The following is a 17293-nucleotide window of genomic DNA, read 5'->3' on the forward strand; positions in this document are numbered from 1 at the left end:
GCCCGCGGAGATCTGGCGTGGTCGCCTCCGGGGCTGCGCCCATAGGCTGGGCGCATGGCGACGGTGAGGCAGGTCCAGGTCACGTTCGACTGCGCAGATCCCGAGCGGGTGGCTCGCTTCTGGTGCGAGGTGCTCGGCTACGAGGTGCCGCCACCGCCCGAGGGTTTCGCCTCGTGGGACGAGTTCGACCGGTCGCTGCCGGCGGAGCGTCAGGGTTCGGCGTTCGCCTGCTCCGACCCGACGGGGGTGGGTCCGCGCCTGTTCTTCCAGCGCGTCCCCGAGGGCAAGGTCGTCAAGAACCGGGTCCACCTCGACGTCCGGGTCGGCACGGGGCTCGTCGGTGAGCAGCGCCTCGCGGCCCTCGAGTCCGAGTGCGCACGGCTCGTCGCCCTCGGAGCCACCCGGGGGACGCTGCTGCGCGCCGACGGCTTCAACGAGTCGTGCCAGGTGATGCAGGACGTCGAGGGCAACGAGTTCTGCCTGGACTGAGCGCGACACGGCCACCCCGCACAATCCACGCGAACGGCGGGTGGCCGGATCGACGGCAGGTCTCAGTCGTCGGCCAGGGCGGCGAAGGTCTGCTTGGTCCCGGTGTACCAAGCCATCGACTTCTTCGGGTGCCGCCACCGGGCCTTCATCGCCTGACGGGCCTCCTGGTGGGTGGCGTCGCCCGACTTCTCCGCCTCCTTGAGGTGGCGGTCCTGGGCCTTGATGATCTCGTCGGCCGTGTCGGCCCGGTGGGCGAGGTCGCACGGTCCGCCGAGGTCTCGGCAGGTCATCGTCTTCATGGTCGTCTCCTTCTCGCGGGGGTGTCTCGCTCTACTGACGAGCGGGACGCAGCAGATGTGACAGCCCCCGATCGCTCAGTGCGCCGGCTCCAACCGCCGGATGTCGGTCCACCCCGTCCATCCGCGTTCCTCGAGCAGCTCGAGCAGCCGGGCAGCGCAGGCGAAGGACTCGAGGAAGGCTGTGTCGAGCAGGACGATGAGCTCGTCGCTGACGGGGTGCACGTCCTCGACGCCCTCGGCCTCGGCGGACGCGGCTTCGATGAAGGCGACGACTCGGTCGGCGAGCGTAGGCAGCCGGGGGTCGTCGGGAGCGCAGTCGACGAGGTCGCCGATGTCGAGGTAGAGCCGGCGCAGCACCTCGTGCTCGATCTGGGTCTGCTTGACCTGCATGAGGGTCGCGACGGCGTCGGGCATCTGTGCCGAGATGAGGATCCAGCTGTCGCGCTCGACCTCGATGAGCCGCTCCGGGAAGCCGAGCTCGCGCATCCGGTCGACGTAGGCGACCACCTCGGGCGGCAGCGCCAGGCTGTCGCCGGCCGCGAGCCTGGCGATGCGCTCACGGTGCCGCTGCAGCTCGCGGATCTCGGTGCGCAGGCGGCGGTCGATCTGCGCGACCGCCGCTGCGAGCTCCTCGTCATCCGCATCGAGGAGCTCGTGCACGCGGGACAGCGGGACCCCGGCGTCGGCGAGGGTGCGGATCCGCACGAGCTGGACCACTGCCGCCGCGTCGTAGCGCCGGTAGCCCGAGTGGTCGCGCTCGGGCTCGGGCAGCAATCCCTTGGCGTGGTAGTGCCGGACGGTGCGCACGGTGACGCCGGCGTACGCCGCGAGCTGGCTGATGGTCAGCATGGCCCTATTGTGCGACCTTCGACTCGACCGCGCGGTTCAGCTCGGACCGCCACGTGTCGGCATACGTCGTGACGCCGCTCAGGCGCTCGTCGCAGAAGGCGGCGACGTCGCGGCCCGTGACGTCGAGGACGCGCCGGCCCTCGCGAGCACTGGTCTCGAAGAGCTCGAGGACGTCGCGCAGGACCGCGACGACGTCCATGCCGTCGCCCGAGGTGAAGCGCCACATGTACGACTTCATCTCGCCGTAGACGAGCCGGTAGTCGTGGGGCAACGCGTGCGCCCGCGCCTCCATGGCCTTCCACTCCTTCTTGTCGCCGATGGTCTTGCTCAGCAGGTTGTTCATGACGGTCTCCTTCACGCGGTGGATGGCGTATGCCGGGTCAGGCGAGCTTGCTGCGGTAGGTGCGCATCGCGAGCGCGTAGGCGACGAGGAGGAGCCCGACGCACCAGGCGAGGGCGACCCAGCCGTCGCGGCCGACGGGCTGCTGCTCGAAGAGGCTGCGGATGGTGTTGACGATCGAGGTGACCGGCTGGTGCTCGGCGAACCACTGGACGGGGCCGGGCATGCTCTCGGTCGGCACGAAGGCCGAGCTGACGAAGGGCAGGAAGATCAGTGGGTAGGAGAACCCGCTGACGCCGTCAACGGTCTTGGCCGTGAGGCCCGGGATCACCGCGAGCCACGTGAGGGCGAGGGTGAACAGCAGCATGATCCCGAGGACCGCGAGCCAGGCGAGCACCCCGGCCCCGGTGCGGAAGCCCATCGCCAGGGCGACGAGGACGACGAGCACGAGCGAGGTCAGGTTGGCCACGACCGAGGTCAGCACGTGCCCCCAGAGAAAGGCCGAACGGGTGATCGGCATCGACTGGAAGCGCTCGAAGATGCCGCCCGAGACGTCGGTGAAGAGCCGGAAGGCCGTGTAGGCGATGCCGGAGGCGACGGTGATGAGCAGGATGCCGGGCAGCAGGTAGTTGACGTAGGAGGCGCCGCCGACGTCGATCGCCCCGCCGAAGACGTAGACGAAGAGCAGCAGCATGGCGATCGGCGTGATGGCCGTGGTGATGATGGTGTCGGGGCTGCGCAGGATGTGGCGCAGGGACCGTCTGAGCAGGACGTCGGTGTCGTGGAAGACGTAGGTGGTCATCGCTGGGCTCCTTGGTGGGCGGCGTCGTCGTGGCCGACGATCGCGAGGAAGATGTCTTCGAGGGACGGCTGCTTCTCGACGTACTCGACCTTGGCCGGCGGGAGGAGCTGCTTGAGCTCCGCGAGGGTGCCGTCGGCGATGATGCGGCCCTCGTGGAGCACCGCGATCCGGTCGGCGAGGTGCTCGGCCTCGTCGAGGTACTGCGTGGTGAGCAGGACGGTGGTGCCTCGGCCGGCGAGCTCCTGCACCGTCTTCCACACCTCGATGCGCGACTGCGGGTCGAGCCCTGTCGTCGGCTCGTCGAGGAAGAGCACCGGCGGGTCGCCGATGAGGCTCATCGCGATGTCGAGTCGGCGGCGCATGCCGCCCGAGTAGGTCGCGACGCGCTTTCCGCCGGCCTCGGCGAGGCCGAACCGCTCGAGCAGGGAGTCGGCGATCGCGCCCGGGCCGTCGAGGCGTCGCAGCTGGGCGACGAGGACGAGGTTCTCGCGTCCGGTGAGGATCTCGTCGACGGCGGCGAACTGCCCGGTGAGGCTGATCGCCGCGCGGACCTGGTCGGGCTCGGTGGCGACGTCGTGGCCGTCGACGGCGGCGGTCCCGCCGTCGGCCTTGAGCAGGGTCGAGAGGATCTTGACTGCAGTGGTCTTGCCGGCGCCGTTGGAGCCGAGCAAGGCGAAGATCGTGCCCGCGGGGACGCTGAGGTCGACTCCCTTGAGCACTGCGTGGTCGCCGTAGGACTTGGTGAGCCCGACGATCTCGATGGCTGGTGTCGTGGTCATGTGGACAGCGTGCGACCCTGACGCTGCGTCAAGGTCAAGCCCTGATCGCGACCGACCTTCGAGCGCGCCCGCGACCCGTCAGCGGGCGCTGGCGAGAACGCGTCGCCGAAGGGCCAGCAGCCGCGTCGCGACGTCGGTCTCGACCCGCTCCGGGTCGGTGAGCCAGTCCACGAGGACGCGGTCGTCCCGCGTCACCCCGGACCGCTCGTCGGCGATCGCAGCGGCCATGAGGGCTCCGCTGCGCGGCACCGGCAGGTCCTGGCCGAGCGCCTCGTCGGCCCAGTCGTCTGCCGAGCGGATCAGCTCGTCGTCGACGTGTCGGCGTCGGGCCACCGCCAATGCGTCCGCCGCTGCGGGGAGCGACCCCACCGCGGCCGGATCGGCCACGGAGCGCACCTCGGACACGAGGGCGTCGAGGTGCATCTCGAGCAGCCAGGTCGGCATCCCCCGTGCGGCGAGCACGCGCGAGAGCCACTGGACCTGGTGCACGGCGCGGCTCTCGGCGAGCGTGGCGAGCGAGATGAGCCATGCGGAGTCCGTCGTGGCGAAGCGGGAGCCTCGCTCGCCGTAGCGGATGCCGTAGTAGGGCATCGCGTCGATCGACCCCTGCGCGGCCCGGACGGCGGCACGCAGCAGCGTCGCGTCCGTCGTGATCTCGTAGCCGCCGGAGGACGGGTTGACGACGCCGGCGTCGATGGCCTGCCCCGTGCTGCGGCGGAGGAGTCCGGCCACGACGTGACGGGTCGCCTCGGCGACGAGGGCGGCGACGCGCTCGGGGTCCGCGTCCGGTACGCGCCGGCCCGCGAGCGCTGCGTACAGCACCCGCACGTCGGTGGATCCCGTTGCGACGACGAGGCGCTCGATCCCAACGACCGCTGCGAGGACTGCCGGGTCCTCGAGCGGGCCAGTCACCTTCCGGTCGGCATGGTCGAGGAGGATCCGGTGCGCGTGGTCACCGTCGACGTGCTGTGTCACGCATCCAATCCTTGTGCATGGCTCCACCGTTGGAGTGGCGAACGCCCGACTTCGGAGCACGGGAATGCTCGACGGCCGGCACGCGTTGACGCCAACGGACGGCATACCCATGGGGGGTATGCCGGGTGACGGGCCCCGCCGGGGTCCCGTGGCCCCCAGGACCGGAAGGACGACCATGAACGAGGCGGCGACATCAGCGCACGAGCACCAGGACGCCCACGAGCACCCTGGTGCCCAGGACGCGACTGCGGGCTTGGGTGGCGGGCTGGCCTCCATGGCGGCCGGCGCCACGCTGCACTGCCTCACCGGCTGTGCCATCGGCGAGATCCTCGGCCTCATGATCGGCACCGCCGTCGGGCTCGCCGCCGGCGCGACCATCGCCCTCTCCGTGGCCCTCGCCTTCCTCTTCGGCTACGCGCTCTCGAGCCTCCCCCTGCTGCGCAACGGCCTGTCGCTGCGCGCCGCGCTCGCGCTCGTCCTGGCCGCCGACACCGTCTCGATCCTCACGATGGAGGTCGTCGACAACCTCGTCATGGCCGTGATCCCCGGCGCCATGGATGCCGGCCTCGTCAACGCCGTCTTCTGGGTCGGCATGTCGATCTCGCTCGTCGCTGCGTTCGCCGCCGCCTATCCGGTCAACCGCCACCTCCTCTCGCGGGGGAGGGGCCACGCCTTGACCCACGCGCACCACCGGGCGAGCGGGGCGGTCACCGGTTGGCGCAGGTTCATCCCCGACCTGCCCGCTCCGGCGCTGGCAGCGGCCATCGCTGCGTTCATGCTCGGCGGGCTCGTCGTCGCGGTCGCCGACGGCCTGGCGTGACGCGCCTCTCGTCAGGGATCCGGACGTCGCTCGGTGCGCCCATGATAGAAGTTAGGCATGCCGAACTTCGAGATCCGGCGGCTCGTCACCGGGACGCTCACGACGATCCTCTTCGTCGGTTCCTTCGTGCTGCTGGCCCGGCTGCTCACGTAGTCTCTGGCGGTGGCCAAGACCGAGAACCGCACCGCCGTCGAGGACTACCTCAAGGTCATCTTCTCCCTCGGTGAGTGGCAGGACGAGACGGTGAGCAACGCGGCCGTCGCCGCCCGGCTCGGGGTCTCGACGTCGTCGGTCTCGGAGATGGCGCGCAAGCTCGCCGACGGCGGGCTCGTCGCCCACAAGCGCTACGGCGGGATGCGGCTGACCGACGAGGGTCTCGAGCAGGCGTTGCGGATGGTGCGCCGCCACCGCCTCGTCGAGACCTTCCTCGTCCGGTCCCTGGGCTACTCCTGGGACGAGGTGCACGACGACGCCGAGGTGCTCGAGCACGCCGTCTCGACGCTCATGGTCGACCGGATGGACGACCAGCTCGGCCGCCCGTGGCGCGATCCGCACGGTGACCCGATCCCCACGCCGGACGGCGTGCTGCACCAGCCGACCGCCGAGCCGCTCGCGACGAGCCCTGCGGGGGAGCGCCGCTTCGTCGCCCGCATCGACGACGACGACCCGGCGCTGCTCCGCTGGTTCGCCGAGACCGGAATCGCCGTCGACGCCGAGGTCGTCGTCCGGGAGCGCAAGCCCTTCGGCGGCGCGACCCGGGTCGGGGTCACCCCACCCGGCGAGGTGGCGGGGGTGTCCCACGAGGTCGAGCTCGGCGACCAGGCCGTCGCCGCCCTCCTCGTCAGTTTCGAACCGGCCGCGCCGGATCCGTTGAACGACAAGGGATGTCACTACGTCGGCTGTCGGCACATCGGCGTCCCAAGGGTTTCCGAGAAGAATCGCTAGGCGCACCGAGACGTTGCACGACGCGTGGCGTTCGGCCTACGGTCGGCGCATCGAAAGGGAGTAGTCCCCAACGACCGCATCGACATACTGGCTCCGGCCCGGTGCGGTCGGCCCTGATCGCGACGCCAGCACGGCAGGCGCGGACCCGCGGCGGACGAGACTTTCGATCTCGTGCCGACCCACCGACGGGCGCGCCAGGTCGAGGCTCCCTGCGGTGCCTCGTGGCTGCGCCGAGGAGACCGATCCGATGTCCGCGTTCCTGCTGAGTGCAGCAGTCATCTTCGTCGCCGAGCTCGGCGACAAGAGCCAGCTCATGGCGATGACCTTCGCCACCCGCTTCAAAATGCTCCACGTCCTCGCCGGCATCACGATCGCGACGGCCGTCGTCCACCTCGGCTCCGTCGCCATCGGCGCCGCGATCGGCGACAACCTCCCGCGCGACGCCATCTCGATCACCGCCGGGGTCGCCTTCCTCTTCTTCGCCGCCTGGACGCTGCGCGGCGACTCCCTCTCCGACGAGGAGGCCGCCGTCGCTCGGACGACGAGGCGCACGGCGATCATCGCCGTCACCGTCGCCTTCTTCCTCGCCGAGCTCGGCGACAAGACGATGCTCGCCACGATCACCCTGGCGACCCAGCACGGGTGGTTCGGCACGTGGCTGGGCAGCACCGTGGGCATGGTCGCCGCAGACGCCCTCGCCATCGTCGTCGGCGCAGCCCTCGGCAAGCGTCTGCCCGAGCACGTCATCACGTGGGGCGCAGCCGCGGCCTTCGTCGTCTTCGGTGTCCTGCTCATCGTCGAGGGAGTCCGCTGACCGGAGGTCTCAGGACGCGGATCGTCCGGGACGGGTTCTAGGCTTCCTCTGGCGCCAGCGACCCACGAGCCAAGGAGACCGGGATGAGCGACGTGACCTACGACGACCGGCAGGGCGCCCGCTTCGAGAGAGTGCGGCTGACCGGGGCGACCTTCGAGGACGTCTACCTCGACGGAGCCCGGCTGCACGACGTCGACCTGCGGGGTGCCTCCCTGCGGATGGTGGACCTGCGTGGCCTGCGGGCGCGTGACGTCTGGCTCGAGGACGTCGACATCACCGGCGACGTCGAGAACCTCGTCATCAACGGGGTCGACGTCGCGCCGCTCATCGAGGCCGAACTCGACCGCCGTGACCCCGACCGGCCCAAGATGCGACCGACGGACGCTGCCGGCTACCGCGAGGGCTGGGACGTCGTCGAGCGACTCTGGGCCGGCACGGTCGAGCGGGCGCGCACCTTCCCGCCCGAGCAGCTGCACGAGCGGGTCGACGGCGAGTGGTCGTTCATCGAGACCCTGCGCCACCTCGTCTTCGCCACCGATGCGTGGGTGTGCCGAGCCCTCCTCGGCGACCCCGAGCCCTGGGACGCCCTCGACCTGCCGCACGACGACATGCCGGACAGTCCGCCCGTGCCGCGCGACCGTGATGCGCACCCGACGCTCGACGAGGTCCTCGCACTGCGGGCCGACCGGATGGCGACGGTGCGTCGCGTCGTCGACGGCCTCACCGACGACGACCTCGCCCGCACGACCGAGCCCGTCACGGCCGCCGGCTACCCCGAGCCGGAGCCGTATGCCGTGACCCGGATCCTGCGCACCATCCTCAACGAGGAGTGGCAGCACCGCCTCTACGCCGAGCGCGACCTCGACGCCCTCGCTGCCCGCGAGGACACCGGAGTCGACTCCGGAGTTGACGCCGGAGTTGACGCGGGAGTCGACGCAGGATCTGTCGCGCGCTGACGCGCCGACCGGTGCTGACCCCGCGCTCGGCGGGCTCACAGCCGGCTCCCGGCCGTTTCCCACCCGCGGCTCCTACGGTGCCCCATCACCATGCGTGCGCGGGCGCCCGGAGCCGCCGGTGCCGCCGACATCAGGAGGTTCCCGTGGCAGATCTCGGGTGGCCGGAGCTCAGCATCATCGCCCTCGCCGTCGTGCTCCTCTTCGGCTGGAAGCGGATGCCCGACATGGCCCGCAGCCTCGGACGGTCAGCACGCATCTTCAAGTCCGAGGTCGACCAGATGCGGTCGGAGCCCGACGCCACCACCGGACCCGCCGGGAGCACCACCGCCCGCCCCTCCGGGAGCACCACCGCCGGGGCCGCCGACGGGACCCTCTCGGCGGCTGACGACCGCGTGGCGGCTGCCGACGCCGAGGTGGCCCGGCTCCGAGCCGAGCTCGAGGCGCGGAGGCACGCGAGCGGCTCGCACTAGTCTGCGACGGTGACGAGCGACCCCTCCACCCCGGGACCCGACGCCGAGCCCAAGCACCCGTCAGCCGGCGAGCGCCCCGCACTGCCGGCAGCGGTGGCGCTCCTCGTGGCCGACGTGGGTGCCGAGCCCCTGGACGAGCAGGTTCCCGCAGGGGTGGAGGTGCTCGCCGGTGTGCCGACCGCGGCCATCACGTCTCTCGCCGAGGTCGCGGGTGCCGAGGTCGGCGTCTGGGAGATGACGCCGGGCACGGTCACCGACGTCGAGGCCGACGAGGTCTTCGTCGTGCTCTCCGGCAGCGCCACCCTCGGGGTGGAGGGCGGTGTGACGCTCGAGCTCGGACCCGGTTCCGTCGTGCGGTTGCCCGAGGGCGCTCGCACGACGTGGACCGTCACCGAGACGCTCCGCAAGGTCTACGTCACGCCCCGGGGCTGACGGCATACGCCATCGGGCGTGGCGGCATACGCCATCGGGCCTGACCGCACACTCCCGCTCGGTCAGGCGACGGTGTGGATCGGGTCGCTCGGCAGCTGACGCACCTTGGCGCGGCGGCGCCGGCGCTCCGGGATCATCGAGCGCATCTCCTCGAGGCGGCCGAAGCACAGCAGCCGGTCCTCGGCCTCGAGCACGACGCGGCGCCGCGGGTTGGGGACGACGCTCGTGCCACGGTGCAGGGTGAGCACCTGCAGGTCGCGCTCCTCGAGCCCCGAGTCGCCGATCGTCTTGCCGATGATGTCGGCGCCGGCGTGCACGACGAGCTCGGCGACGCCGTAGCCCGTCGAGACCGTGAGCCGCTGGCGCACGTCGATCTCGGGGAAGGCGACCTGGCCGGCGATGTGGTCGATGATCGCGCCGGCGACGTCGAGCTTCGTCGCGGCCTCGATGCCCTCGAGGCCGGGGGAGGAGTTGACCTCCATGACGAGCGGCCCGTCGTTGCCCTCGAGCATGTCGACGCCGGCGACGCGCAAGCCCATGATCTGGGCCGAGCGCACGGCGGCCTGCTCGTACTCCGGCGTCAGCTCGACCGCCTCGACGGTGCCACCGCGGTGGACGTTGGAGCGGAACTCTTCGCCGCTGGCCCGTCGCCGCATCGCGGCCACGACGCGGTCGCCGACGACGAGGGCGCGGATGTCGCGGCCCCGGCTCTCGGTGACGAAGCTCTGGATGAGGACGTTCTGCTTCGTGCTGTGCAGCGTCTCGATGATCGCCTCGGCGATCTTGATGTCGGGCGCGAGGATGACGCCGATGCCCTGGGTGCCCTCGAGCAGCTTGATGACGACGGGAGCGCCGCCGACCCGCTCGATGGCCGGCATGACGTCGGCGCGGTTGCGCACGAACGTCGTTGCCGGCATGCCGATCTGGTGGCGCGAGAGGATCTGCGCGGCGCGGAGCTTGTCGCGGGCGTTGGAGATGCCGTTGGCCGTGTTGGGCGTGTAGACGTCCATCTGCTCGAACTGCCGCACGACGGCCGTGCCGAAGTAGGTGATCGAGTTGCCGATGCGCGGCAGCACCGCGTCGTAGTCGGAGATCGGGCGTCCGCGGAACTGGAGATCCGGCTCCGGGCCCGACAGGTCGATGGCGAAGCGGAGCGTGTTGAGCACCCGCACCTGGTGCCCGCGGTCGAGCGCTGCGGTGCGCAGGCGCTGCGTCGAGTAGGCACGCGGCGCGCGGGAGAGGATCGCGAGTTTCATGCAGGGTCCTGCCAAGATGGGCGGGTGTCTGGGCCGGCCTATTCAAGCACTCCCGTCGGGTGGAGGGAGTGGGTCGGTATGCCCGGAATCGACCTGCCGTGGCTCAAGGCCAAGATCGACACGGGCGCTCGCACGTCGTCGCTGCACGCCGAGGACATCGAGGAGTTCGACCGCGACGGGCAGCCCTGGGTGCGCTTCACCGTGCACCCCTGGCAGGACGCCGACGACGACGGCCGCACCATCGAGTGCCCGGTCCACGACCGACGCAGCGTGCGCAGCTCGTCGGGGCACGTGACCAAGCGCCTCGTCGTGCGGCTCGACCTCGCGCTCGCCGGCCGCACGGTCCCCGCCGAGGTGACACTGAGCAAGCGTGACCGGATGGGCTTCCGGATGCTCGTCGGTCGGGAGGCACTGCGCCAGGGCTACGTCGTCGACCCCTCGCGGTCGTACGCCGGCGGCAAGCCCCCCAAGGACGTCCGGCGCCGCAACCGCGGTCGCTGACCGGCGCGGACGAGGGTGGTCGCGAGCAGGGCGACTGCCGCGGCACCGAACGGCGCTCCGGGGCCGTATGCCGTCCCGAGCGTCGTGAGGATCGCCGGCGCGACCGAGGTGGCGAGACCCCACGTCAGTCCCAGCACGGCGAGGTAGGTGCCGCGGGCGCCGTCGGGAGCGAGGGTGCCGGCGCGGGCCATCGTCGTCGCGATGACGAGCAGGCCGCCGACGTCGAAGGCGACGAGACCGGCGGCGAGGGTCACCGGGTGGCCGGCGAGGGCGATCGTCGCGAGCCCGGCCGACGCGACCACCTCGCCGACGAGGAGGACCCCCGCGTCGTCGGTCCGGTGACGGAGTGCAGCCGCGAGCCAGGCGCCCGGGACGCTGGCCGCCGCTCCCGCGGCGAGGACCCAGCCGGTCACGGCCGGAGACAGGCCCCGCTGCTCGACGAGGAGCGGGAACCCAAAGACGACGACCATCGTCACCGTCGCGGCGACCGTCCCGAAGGCGACGACGGGCCGCAGGCGCCGATCCGTCAGGGCGGCGACCCAGCGTGCGCGGGCCGGCGTCGAGCGCGCGTCGGCCGTGACGTCGTGGCGTGGCAGGATGCCCACCCGACGGCCGTCCTGGTCGAGGGGGCGGTTCGTTGTGGGTGTCGTGGCGCGGGGGATGCGGTGTGCCACGAGGGCTGCGCACGCGAGGCAGGTGGCGGCGTCGACGACGAAGAGCCAGCGCAGGCCGACACCCGAGACGGCTGCTGCGACGACACCGGCGAGGATGCCTGCGACGGCCAGTGAGGCGTTGAGCGCCGAGTAGGCGAAGGCGCGGGAGTGCTCGGGCACGAGGTCGGAGACGAGCGCCTGCGTCGGCGGCTCGACGACCTCGTAGGCGAGCCCGAGCAGGACCGCCCCGACGAGGGCCCAGGGCAGGGACGGCGCCGCCGCGACGACGAGCTGTGCCGCGGCGCAGGCGACGAGACCGAGGAGCATCGTCGGCCGGTGGCCCCACGCGTCGGCGAGGTGGCCGCCGACGATGCGCGAGGGGATCGTCGCGGCGCCGAAGCAGGTGAGGACAAGTGCGGTCCCGGCCGCCCCCGCTCCGAGGTCGCGGACGAGGAGCACGCCGAGGAAGGCCATCGAGAAGCCACCGAGCCGATTGACGCACCGGGCGAGGACGAGGAGGCGCAGCTCCGGCGGAAACGTGGTCATCGCGCTCGTGGTCCGCACGCGGACTCCTGACTGTCGAACTAGACTTTGACAGTCATGAACCTAGGCGCGGAAGGAGTGACTGGTCAAATGCGTTTCGACAGTCATGTCGAGCGACTGCTCGACGCGGCGGTGGCCCTCGTCAACCTCGCGTGCCCGGGGGAGGCGCGTGGGACGGCCTACGCCCCTCCCGTCGGCGACGCGCTGGCGCTCGGCGTGGCCGACGCGACGTCGTCGGCGGACCGACGCTCCCGGCCGACTGCCGAGGAAGCTCTCGGGCTGCTCGAGGTCGTGCCGCGCGTCCGCACCGTCTTCGAGGCCGCCGGTCGTGGCGACCTCGCGACGGCGGCCGGGGTCGTCAACGACCTGCTCGCCGCGACCGAGGCCCGTCCGCGCCTCGACCTCGACGAGGCGGGTGGCCACCAGCTGCACTTCCACGGACCTGACGACGGCTTCGTCCGCGGCTGGCAGGCCGGGATCGCCTCAGGCCTGGCCGTCGCCATCGGCAGTGACCTCGGCGGCCGGCTCGGTGTGTGCGACGCGCCCGTCTGCGACCGCGTCTACGTCGACGGGTCGAAGAACGGCACGCGTCGCTACTGCTCGACCCGGTGCCAGAGTCGCGTCAAGGCCGCCGCTCACCGCGCCCGCACCCGCTGACCCCACGACCCCCCGGACCCACGCGACGGGGGGCGGGGCTCTCAGGTGGTGGCGGCGTCGTGGGCGGCCCAGAGGCGGGCCTCGGCGTCGGCGTCCATCGGGCCGCCGCCGCGGTTCGTCGGCCGCTCCGGCAGGCCCTCGCGCTGCAGCCAGGCCCACGTGTCGGCGACCGTCTCGGGCATCGGCCGGCAGTGCAGCCCCGCCGCCCGGGCGGCAGAGGTGTCGAGGGCGTGCAGGCCCGCGAGCTCGCCGGTGGGCGGGACCCAGATCGGCAGCTCGGTCCACGGCTGGACACCGGCCGCCTCGACCGTCTCCGGGTCGAGCCAGACGAGCTCGGCGTCACTCCCCGTCACGGTGCGCACCTCGTCGAGCAGGGCGCCGATCGTCGTGTGGCCGGGGTCGCTCACCACGTTGAACGTGCCGACCGGCCGTGACCCGAGCACCCAGTCCGCGATGTCCCGGCAGTCGACGTACTGCAGCGGCCGCTCGTGGGGTCCCGGCGCGGGCACGCGCCCGCCCGCCGCGATCCGCTTGAGCCAGAACGGCATCCGGCCGACCATCTCGTAGGGCCCGAGGATGAGGCCCGCCCGTGCGATGGCCACGTCACCGCCGAACTCCGCCAGGGCGGCGAGCTCGCCGCCCCGCTTGGCCGCGGCGTAGTCGGAGGCGTCCGTCGAGGCCGGGTCGCCCTCCACGACGGGCGCGCCCTCGTCGGATCCCACGGCGATGGGCCACGTGTAGACCGAGCACGACGAGATGTAGGTGTAGTGCCCTGCGCGACCGCGGAGCAGCCGCGCCGACGTCTGCACCGCGACGGGCTCGGCCGACCACGTGTCGACGACGGCATCCCACTCGTCGTCCCCGAGCGCCGTGCGCAGCGCGTCGGGGTCGAGGCGGTCGGCGTGGCGCGCCTCGGCGCCCTCGACGGCGGTGCCGGTGAGGCCCCGGGTCACCGTCGTGACGTCGTCGCCGCGGGCGAGGGCAGCCTCGACGAACGCGCGGCCGACGTGGTGGGTGCCTCCGAGCACGAGCAGTCTCATGGGCACGATCCTCGCCCGCGCCGGCCGCCGCGCCAAGGGCCCTTCGCTGTCGACGTAAGACCAGCGCGGGTCCGGATGGGACGTGTGCCTACGCCCAGTCGTCGATGCGCGCCGTCGCCGCACGACCGTCGGTCAGGTCGGCGACGTGCTGCGAGAAGCGCGGGCACGCGACGATGTCGTGCGCCCTGCACCGCAGTGCGTGCTCGGTCATCTCGCGTGACCGCTCGATCGACCGTGCCCGCTCGTCGAGGTCGCGCAGGTGGGCCTCGAGCACCTCGTGCCGTCCGGCCGCCTCGCCGTCGAGCAGCACGCCGATCTGCTCGAGCGTCATGCCGGCCGCCTTGTTGCGGAGGATGGCCGCGACACGGACGAGGTCGCCCCGGCCGTAGCGCCGGTAGCCGGACCCATCGCGCTCGGGCGTGAGCAGCCCGAGCGTCTCCCAGTGGCGCAGCACGTTCGTCGGCAGGTCGAAGCGTGCCGCCAGCTCTCCGACGGTCCAGCTCTCGTTGCGCGCCCTTGCCTTCATGTCGACATGAAGGTACACGCTGGATCGCAACAGGCACAGGGCCGCCCAGCCCTCGCCGGATCGATCACCCAGGGAGCCACCATGACCGCCAGCACGCACACCGACGTCGCCGTCATCGGCGGAGGCCCCGCCGGCCTCCAGGCCGCACTCACCCTCGGTCGCGTCCACCGAGACGCCGTCCTCTTCGACGACGGCACCTATCGCAACGCCACGGTCAGCCACATGCACAACGTCGTCGCCCTCGACGGCACTCCGCCGGCGGACTTCCGCGCCGACGCGCGAAAGCAGCTCACGGCATACGACACCGTGAGCGTGCGGGAGCAGCGCGTCGAGTCGGTCGAGGAGGCTGACGGGTTGTTCCGGCTGTACGTGGCCGACGGCACGGCCGTGACGGCGCGGGCCCTCGTCCTCGCCACCGGCGTCCGTGACACCCTCCCGCCCGTGCCCGGGCTGGACGCGTTGTGGGGCGACCTCGTCGCGCACTGTCCCTTCTGTCACGGCCACGAGCTCAGCGGTCAGCGCGTCGGCATCCTCGGGGCGACCATCGCCCCGCACCTATCGGGCCTGCTCGGACGCATCGCGTCCGAGATCGTCGTGCTCACGGACGGAGACGCCGTGCCCGACGGTCTCCCGGTGGGGACCACCGTGCGCACCGAGCGTGTCGTCTCGGCCGAGCGGCACGGCCGGGGCGTACGCGTGGTGCTCGCGGGTGCTGACGGCGAGCAGGTGCCCGCCGGGACGACCGAGCAGGTCGCCGGGCTCTTCGTGAAGCCGGAGCTGAGCCAGTCGGCGCCCTTCGCCGAGCAGCTGGGACTCGAGCTCAACCCGTCCGGCGCCGTGCGGGTTGACGAGTTCGCCCGGTCGAACCGGGAGCGGGTGCTCTGTGCCGGTGACATGGCGCACCTGCCCGCCTACCCGATGCCGATGGCCTCGGTCGTCGCCGCGGCGGCGTCCGGCCAGCTCGCGGCCTCGGCGGCGATCATGGCCTTGACGGCGCGCTGACCTCTGACAGGGTGGGGGCGTGGGAACCACGCACGACTGGAGCAGGGCGGTCGACCCCGACCATCTCGACGAGATCCGCACCAACGCAGGTGCGTTCGCTGCCGGAGGCCCGCTGAGGCTCGTCCTCGAGGTGCTCGCCTACCCCGTCGACGAGGCTGTCGAAGGACGCACGACCCGGATCCGTGTCGTGCTCCACGCCGACGGCTCGGTCTCGGTGGCCGACGACGGCCGCGGCACCGAGACCCGCGTCGACGAGGACGGTGTCGCGCGCGTCAAGCCGATCATGGCGACGAAGGACCTGCGCTTCTACGGCCGCGACGACGCACCGCTGCTGCCCGACGGGTCGCCGCGAGCCGGCATCTCGGTCGTCGCCGCCCTCAGCGAGTGGGTCGTCCACACCAACCGGCGTGCCGAGGGCGGCTGGAGCCAGCGCTTCGAGCACGGCCTGCCACAGGGGGTGCTGGAGGCCGTGCCCGGTCAGGCGTCGACGGGGACGGTCGTCCAGTTCCGGCCCGACCCGGCGCTCGTCCCGGGCTCCCTCACCGCCGACGAGGTCCGGGCTGCCGCGCAGGCGTACACCGCAGCGGTGCCGATCGAGGTCGTCGCCGAGAGCGTGTGACCGACCTGCCGCGACGCGTGTGGCGGGGCGCTCACTCGAGTGGGGCCTGGCGCTCACCCGAGTGGCGGGCGCTCACTGGAGTGGGGCGGGACCGGGTGGGTGCCGGCGGGGCGGCATACGATGCTGGGATCCCGAGAAGCTCGAAGGAGTGGCCCATGCCGCGCGACCTCGCCCCCGACCTCGTCGAGCGCCTCACGAAGGCGTTCGAGGCCGACCCCACCGCACGAATGCTCCAGAATGCCGTCACGACGACGTCGGTCGACGAGATCGCGCTCGACCGCCGGGTGGTGACGGGCATCGACCACTCGGTCTCGAACCTCCTCGACGACTGGACGGCGACCTCCCAGGAGAAGAGCGGCCGTTGCTGGCTCTTCGCCGGCACCAACCTGCTGCGCGCGAGTGCCCGCGAGAAGCTCAAGGTCAAGGACTTCGAGTTCTCGCAGAACCACCTGCTCTTCTGGGACAAGTTCGAGAAGGCCAACCACTGGCTCGAGTCCGTCATCGCGACGTCCGACCGTGACGTCGACGACCGCACCGTGGCGCACCTGCTCGCCACGCCGGCCGAGGACGGCGGGCAGTGGAACATGTTCGTCGCGCTCGTCGTCAAGCACGGCCTCGTGCCCAAGATCGCGATGCCCGAGACGAAGAGCTCGAGCAACACCGGTCAGATGAACCGCGACCTCAGCACGATCCTGCGCCAGGCCGCGCGCGACCTGCGGGCCGCGGCAGCCGACGGCGCCGGCGCCGAGGACCTCCAGGACGCCAAGGAGCAGGTGCTCGTGACGGTCCACCGTCTGCTCTGCATCCACCTCGGCACGCCGCCGGAGTCGTTCGTGTGGCAGTGGAAGGACACCGACGGCGGCTTCCACCGTGACGGCACGATGACGCCGCTCGAGTTCGCCGAGCGCTACGTCACGGTGCCGCTCGAGGACTACGTGTGCCTCGTCAACGACCCTCGCGCGAGCAGCCCCTACGGGCACACCTTCACGGTCGAGCACCTTGGCAACGTCGTCGGGGCGCCGCCGGTCACCTACCTCAACGTCGAGCCGGATCTCATGAAGTCCCTTGCGGCACAGGCGATCGTCGGCGGCGAGCCCGTCTGGTTCGGGTGCGACACCGGCCAGATGTCCAACGCCACCCTCGGGCTCTGGGACGCCGGCCTCTTCGACCGCGCCGCGATCTACGGCACCGAGCCGAGTCTCGGCAAGGCCGACCGGCTGCTGCACCACGAGTCGCTCATGACGCACGCCATGCTCTTCACCGGCGTCGACCTGCTCGACGACGTCCCGCGTCGTTGGCGCGTCGAGAACAGCTGGGGCACCGAGAAGGGCGACAAGGGCTTCATGACGATGAACGACTCGTGGTTCGGCGAGTTCGTCTTCGAGGTGGCCGTGCGCCGCGACGCGCTGCCCGCCGAGCTGCAGGAGGCGCTGACCCGCGACCCGATCGTGCTCCCCGCCTGGGACCCGATGGGCGCCCTCGCCGGCTGACTCCCTTCCGCTCCGCGTCGAGCGCGCCGCTGCCGG

At 71.9% G+C, this 17293-nt stretch carries 22 protein-coding genes; 12 read left to right on the top strand and 10 right to left on the bottom strand.

The features are described from left to right. Nucleotides 1-54 precede the first annotated feature (54 nt). Nucleotides 55-489, top strand: a complete 435-nt coding sequence (locus AB4Y83_RS00820; RefSeq protein WP_442274534.1) for a VOC family protein — start codon at nt 55-57, stop codon at nt 487-489. A 62-nt stretch (nt 490-551) separates the two neighbouring features. Here the strand turns inward: AB4Y83_RS00820 and AB4Y83_RS00825 are convergent, their stop codons facing one another. From AB4Y83_RS00825 to AB4Y83_RS00850, 6 genes are all read right to left on the bottom strand, one after another. Continuing rightward, nucleotides 552-788 carry a DUF1059 domain-containing protein gene (locus AB4Y83_RS00825; RefSeq protein ID WP_020141695.1) on the bottom strand — a complete coding sequence of 79 codons (237 nt, stop codon included), beginning with the start codon at nt 786-788 and terminating at the stop codon, nt 552-554. A 75-nt stretch (nt 789-863) separates the two neighbouring features. Beyond that, nucleotides 864-1637, bottom strand: a complete 774-nt coding sequence (locus AB4Y83_RS00830) for a MerR family transcriptional regulator (protein ID WP_256793079.1) — start codon at nt 1635-1637, stop codon at nt 864-866. A 4-nt stretch (nt 1638-1641) separates the two neighbouring features. Continuing rightward, complete coding sequence (locus AB4Y83_RS00835; RefSeq protein ID WP_442295726.1) at nt 1642-1980, bottom strand: DUF1048 domain-containing protein; 339 nt, start codon at nt 1978-1980, stop codon at nt 1642-1644. Between the two features lie 37 nt (nt 1981-2017). Beyond that, complete coding sequence (locus tag AB4Y83_RS00840; RefSeq protein WP_442274538.1) at nt 2018-2779, bottom strand: ABC transporter permease; 762 nt, start codon at nt 2777-2779, stop codon at nt 2018-2020. Then, nucleotides 2776-3558 carry an ABC transporter ATP-binding protein gene (locus AB4Y83_RS00845; protein ID WP_442295727.1) on the bottom strand — a complete coding sequence of 261 codons (783 nt, stop codon included), beginning with the start codon at nt 3556-3558 and terminating at the stop codon, nt 2776-2778. The genes AB4Y83_RS00840 and AB4Y83_RS00845 overlap by 4 nt, the downstream gene beginning before the upstream one ends. Before the next feature lie 78 nt (nt 3559-3636). Next, complete coding sequence (locus AB4Y83_RS00850; protein ID WP_442295728.1) at nt 3637-4533, bottom strand: hypothetical protein; 897 nt, start codon at nt 4531-4533, stop codon at nt 3637-3639. A 175-nt stretch (nt 4534-4708) separates the two neighbouring features. Here AB4Y83_RS00850 and AB4Y83_RS00855 point away from each other — a divergent pair, with 175 nt between their 5' ends. The 6 genes from AB4Y83_RS00855 to AB4Y83_RS00880 all read left to right on the top strand — a co-directional run bounded on the left by AB4Y83_RS00855 (nt 4709) and on the right by AB4Y83_RS00880 (nt 8970). Beyond that, the gene (locus tag AB4Y83_RS00855) at nt 4709-5353 is read left to right on the top strand and encodes a DUF4396 domain-containing protein (protein WP_442295729.1); all 645 of its coding nucleotides are present in this window, start codon (nt 4709-4711) and stop codon (nt 5351-5353) included. Between the two features lie 162 nt (nt 5354-5515). Next, entirely contained in the window at nt 5516-6298 is a 783-nt protein-coding gene (locus tag AB4Y83_RS00860; protein WP_442295730.1) for a metal-dependent transcriptional regulator, read from the top strand. Nucleotides 6299-6545: 247 nt separating this feature from the next. After that, nucleotides 6546-7112 carry a TMEM165/GDT1 family protein gene (locus AB4Y83_RS00865; RefSeq protein ID WP_442295731.1) on the top strand — a complete coding sequence of 189 codons (567 nt, stop codon included), beginning with the start codon at nt 6546-6548 and terminating at the stop codon, nt 7110-7112. Between the two features lie 83 nt (nt 7113-7195). Next, complete coding sequence (locus tag AB4Y83_RS00870) at nt 7196-8068, top strand: DinB family protein (RefSeq protein WP_442295732.1); 873 nt, start codon at nt 7196-7198, stop codon at nt 8066-8068. A gap of 143 nt (nt 8069-8211) precedes the next feature. Then, entirely contained in the window at nt 8212-8538 is a 327-nt protein-coding gene (locus AB4Y83_RS00875) for a Sec-independent protein translocase subunit TatA (protein ID WP_442274545.1), read from the top strand. A 9-nt stretch (nt 8539-8547) separates the two neighbouring features. After that, entirely contained in the window at nt 8548-8970 is a 423-nt protein-coding gene (locus tag AB4Y83_RS00880; RefSeq protein ID WP_442274546.1) for a cupin domain-containing protein, read from the top strand. A 62-nt stretch (nt 8971-9032) separates the two neighbouring features. Here AB4Y83_RS00880 and AB4Y83_RS00885 read toward each other — a convergent pair whose 3' ends face one another. Next, nucleotides 9033-10226, bottom strand: coding sequence for a RimK family alpha-L-glutamate ligase (locus AB4Y83_RS00885; protein WP_442295733.1), 1194 nt, complete (start codon nt 10224-10226; stop codon nt 9033-9035). A gap of 78 nt (nt 10227-10304) precedes the next feature. Between AB4Y83_RS00885 and AB4Y83_RS00890 the strand changes: the two genes are divergently transcribed. Continuing rightward, the gene (locus AB4Y83_RS00890) at nt 10305-10727 is read left to right on the top strand and encodes an ATP-dependent zinc protease family protein (protein ID WP_442295734.1); all 423 of its coding nucleotides are present in this window, start codon (nt 10305-10307) and stop codon (nt 10725-10727) included. On the opposite strand, the gene AB4Y83_RS00895 is transcribed toward AB4Y83_RS00890, so the two are convergent. Continuing rightward, a complete protein-coding gene (locus AB4Y83_RS00895) occupies nt 10649-11926 on the bottom strand; it encodes an MFS transporter (RefSeq protein ID WP_442295735.1) in 1278 nt (425 codons plus the stop codon). The genes AB4Y83_RS00890 and AB4Y83_RS00895 overlap by 79 nt on opposite strands. 87 nt (nt 11927-12013) lie before the next feature. Here AB4Y83_RS00895 and AB4Y83_RS00900 point away from each other — a divergent pair, with 87 nt between their 5' ends. Further along, complete coding sequence (locus AB4Y83_RS00900; RefSeq protein ID WP_442295736.1) at nt 12014-12580, top strand: CGNR zinc finger domain-containing protein; 567 nt, start codon at nt 12014-12016, stop codon at nt 12578-12580. A 41-nt stretch (nt 12581-12621) separates the two neighbouring features. On the opposite strand, the gene AB4Y83_RS00905 is transcribed toward AB4Y83_RS00900, so the two are convergent. Continuing rightward, complete coding sequence (locus tag AB4Y83_RS00905; RefSeq protein ID WP_442295737.1) at nt 12622-13620, bottom strand: NAD-dependent epimerase/dehydratase family protein; 999 nt, start codon at nt 13618-13620, stop codon at nt 12622-12624. An 88-nt stretch (nt 13621-13708) separates the two neighbouring features. Beyond that, nucleotides 13709-14146: a MerR family transcriptional regulator gene (locus AB4Y83_RS00910; protein ID WP_442295738.1), complete on the bottom strand. Its 438-nt coding sequence runs from the start codon at nt 14144-14146 to the stop codon at nt 13709-13711. Between the two features lie 81 nt (nt 14147-14227). Here AB4Y83_RS00910 and AB4Y83_RS00915 point away from each other — a divergent pair, with 81 nt between their 5' ends. The 3 genes from AB4Y83_RS00915 (at nt 14228) to AB4Y83_RS00925 (ending at nt 17257) form a co-directional block, all read left to right on the top strand. Beyond that, nucleotides 14228-15148 carry an NAD(P)/FAD-dependent oxidoreductase gene (locus AB4Y83_RS00915; RefSeq protein WP_442295739.1) on the top strand — a complete coding sequence of 307 codons (921 nt, stop codon included), beginning with the start codon at nt 14228-14230 and terminating at the stop codon, nt 15146-15148. Nucleotides 15149-15167: 19 nt separating this feature from the next. Next, nucleotides 15168-15767 (top strand): ATP-binding protein, encoded by a 600-nt coding sequence (locus AB4Y83_RS00920; RefSeq protein ID WP_442295740.1) that lies wholly within the window; start codon nt 15168-15170, stop codon nt 15765-15767. A gap of 155 nt (nt 15768-15922) precedes the next feature. Then, on the top strand, nt 15923-17257 hold the full coding sequence (locus tag AB4Y83_RS00925) for an aminopeptidase C (RefSeq protein WP_442295741.1): 1335 nt from the start codon (nt 15923-15925) through the stop codon (nt 17255-17257). The last annotated feature ends 36 nt before the right edge of the window (nt 17258-17293 follow it).

Source organism: Terrabacter sp. RAF57, assembly GCF_052113925.1.
Classification (GTDB): domain Bacteria; phylum Actinomycetota; class Actinomycetes; order Actinomycetales; family Dermatophilaceae; genus Terrabacter.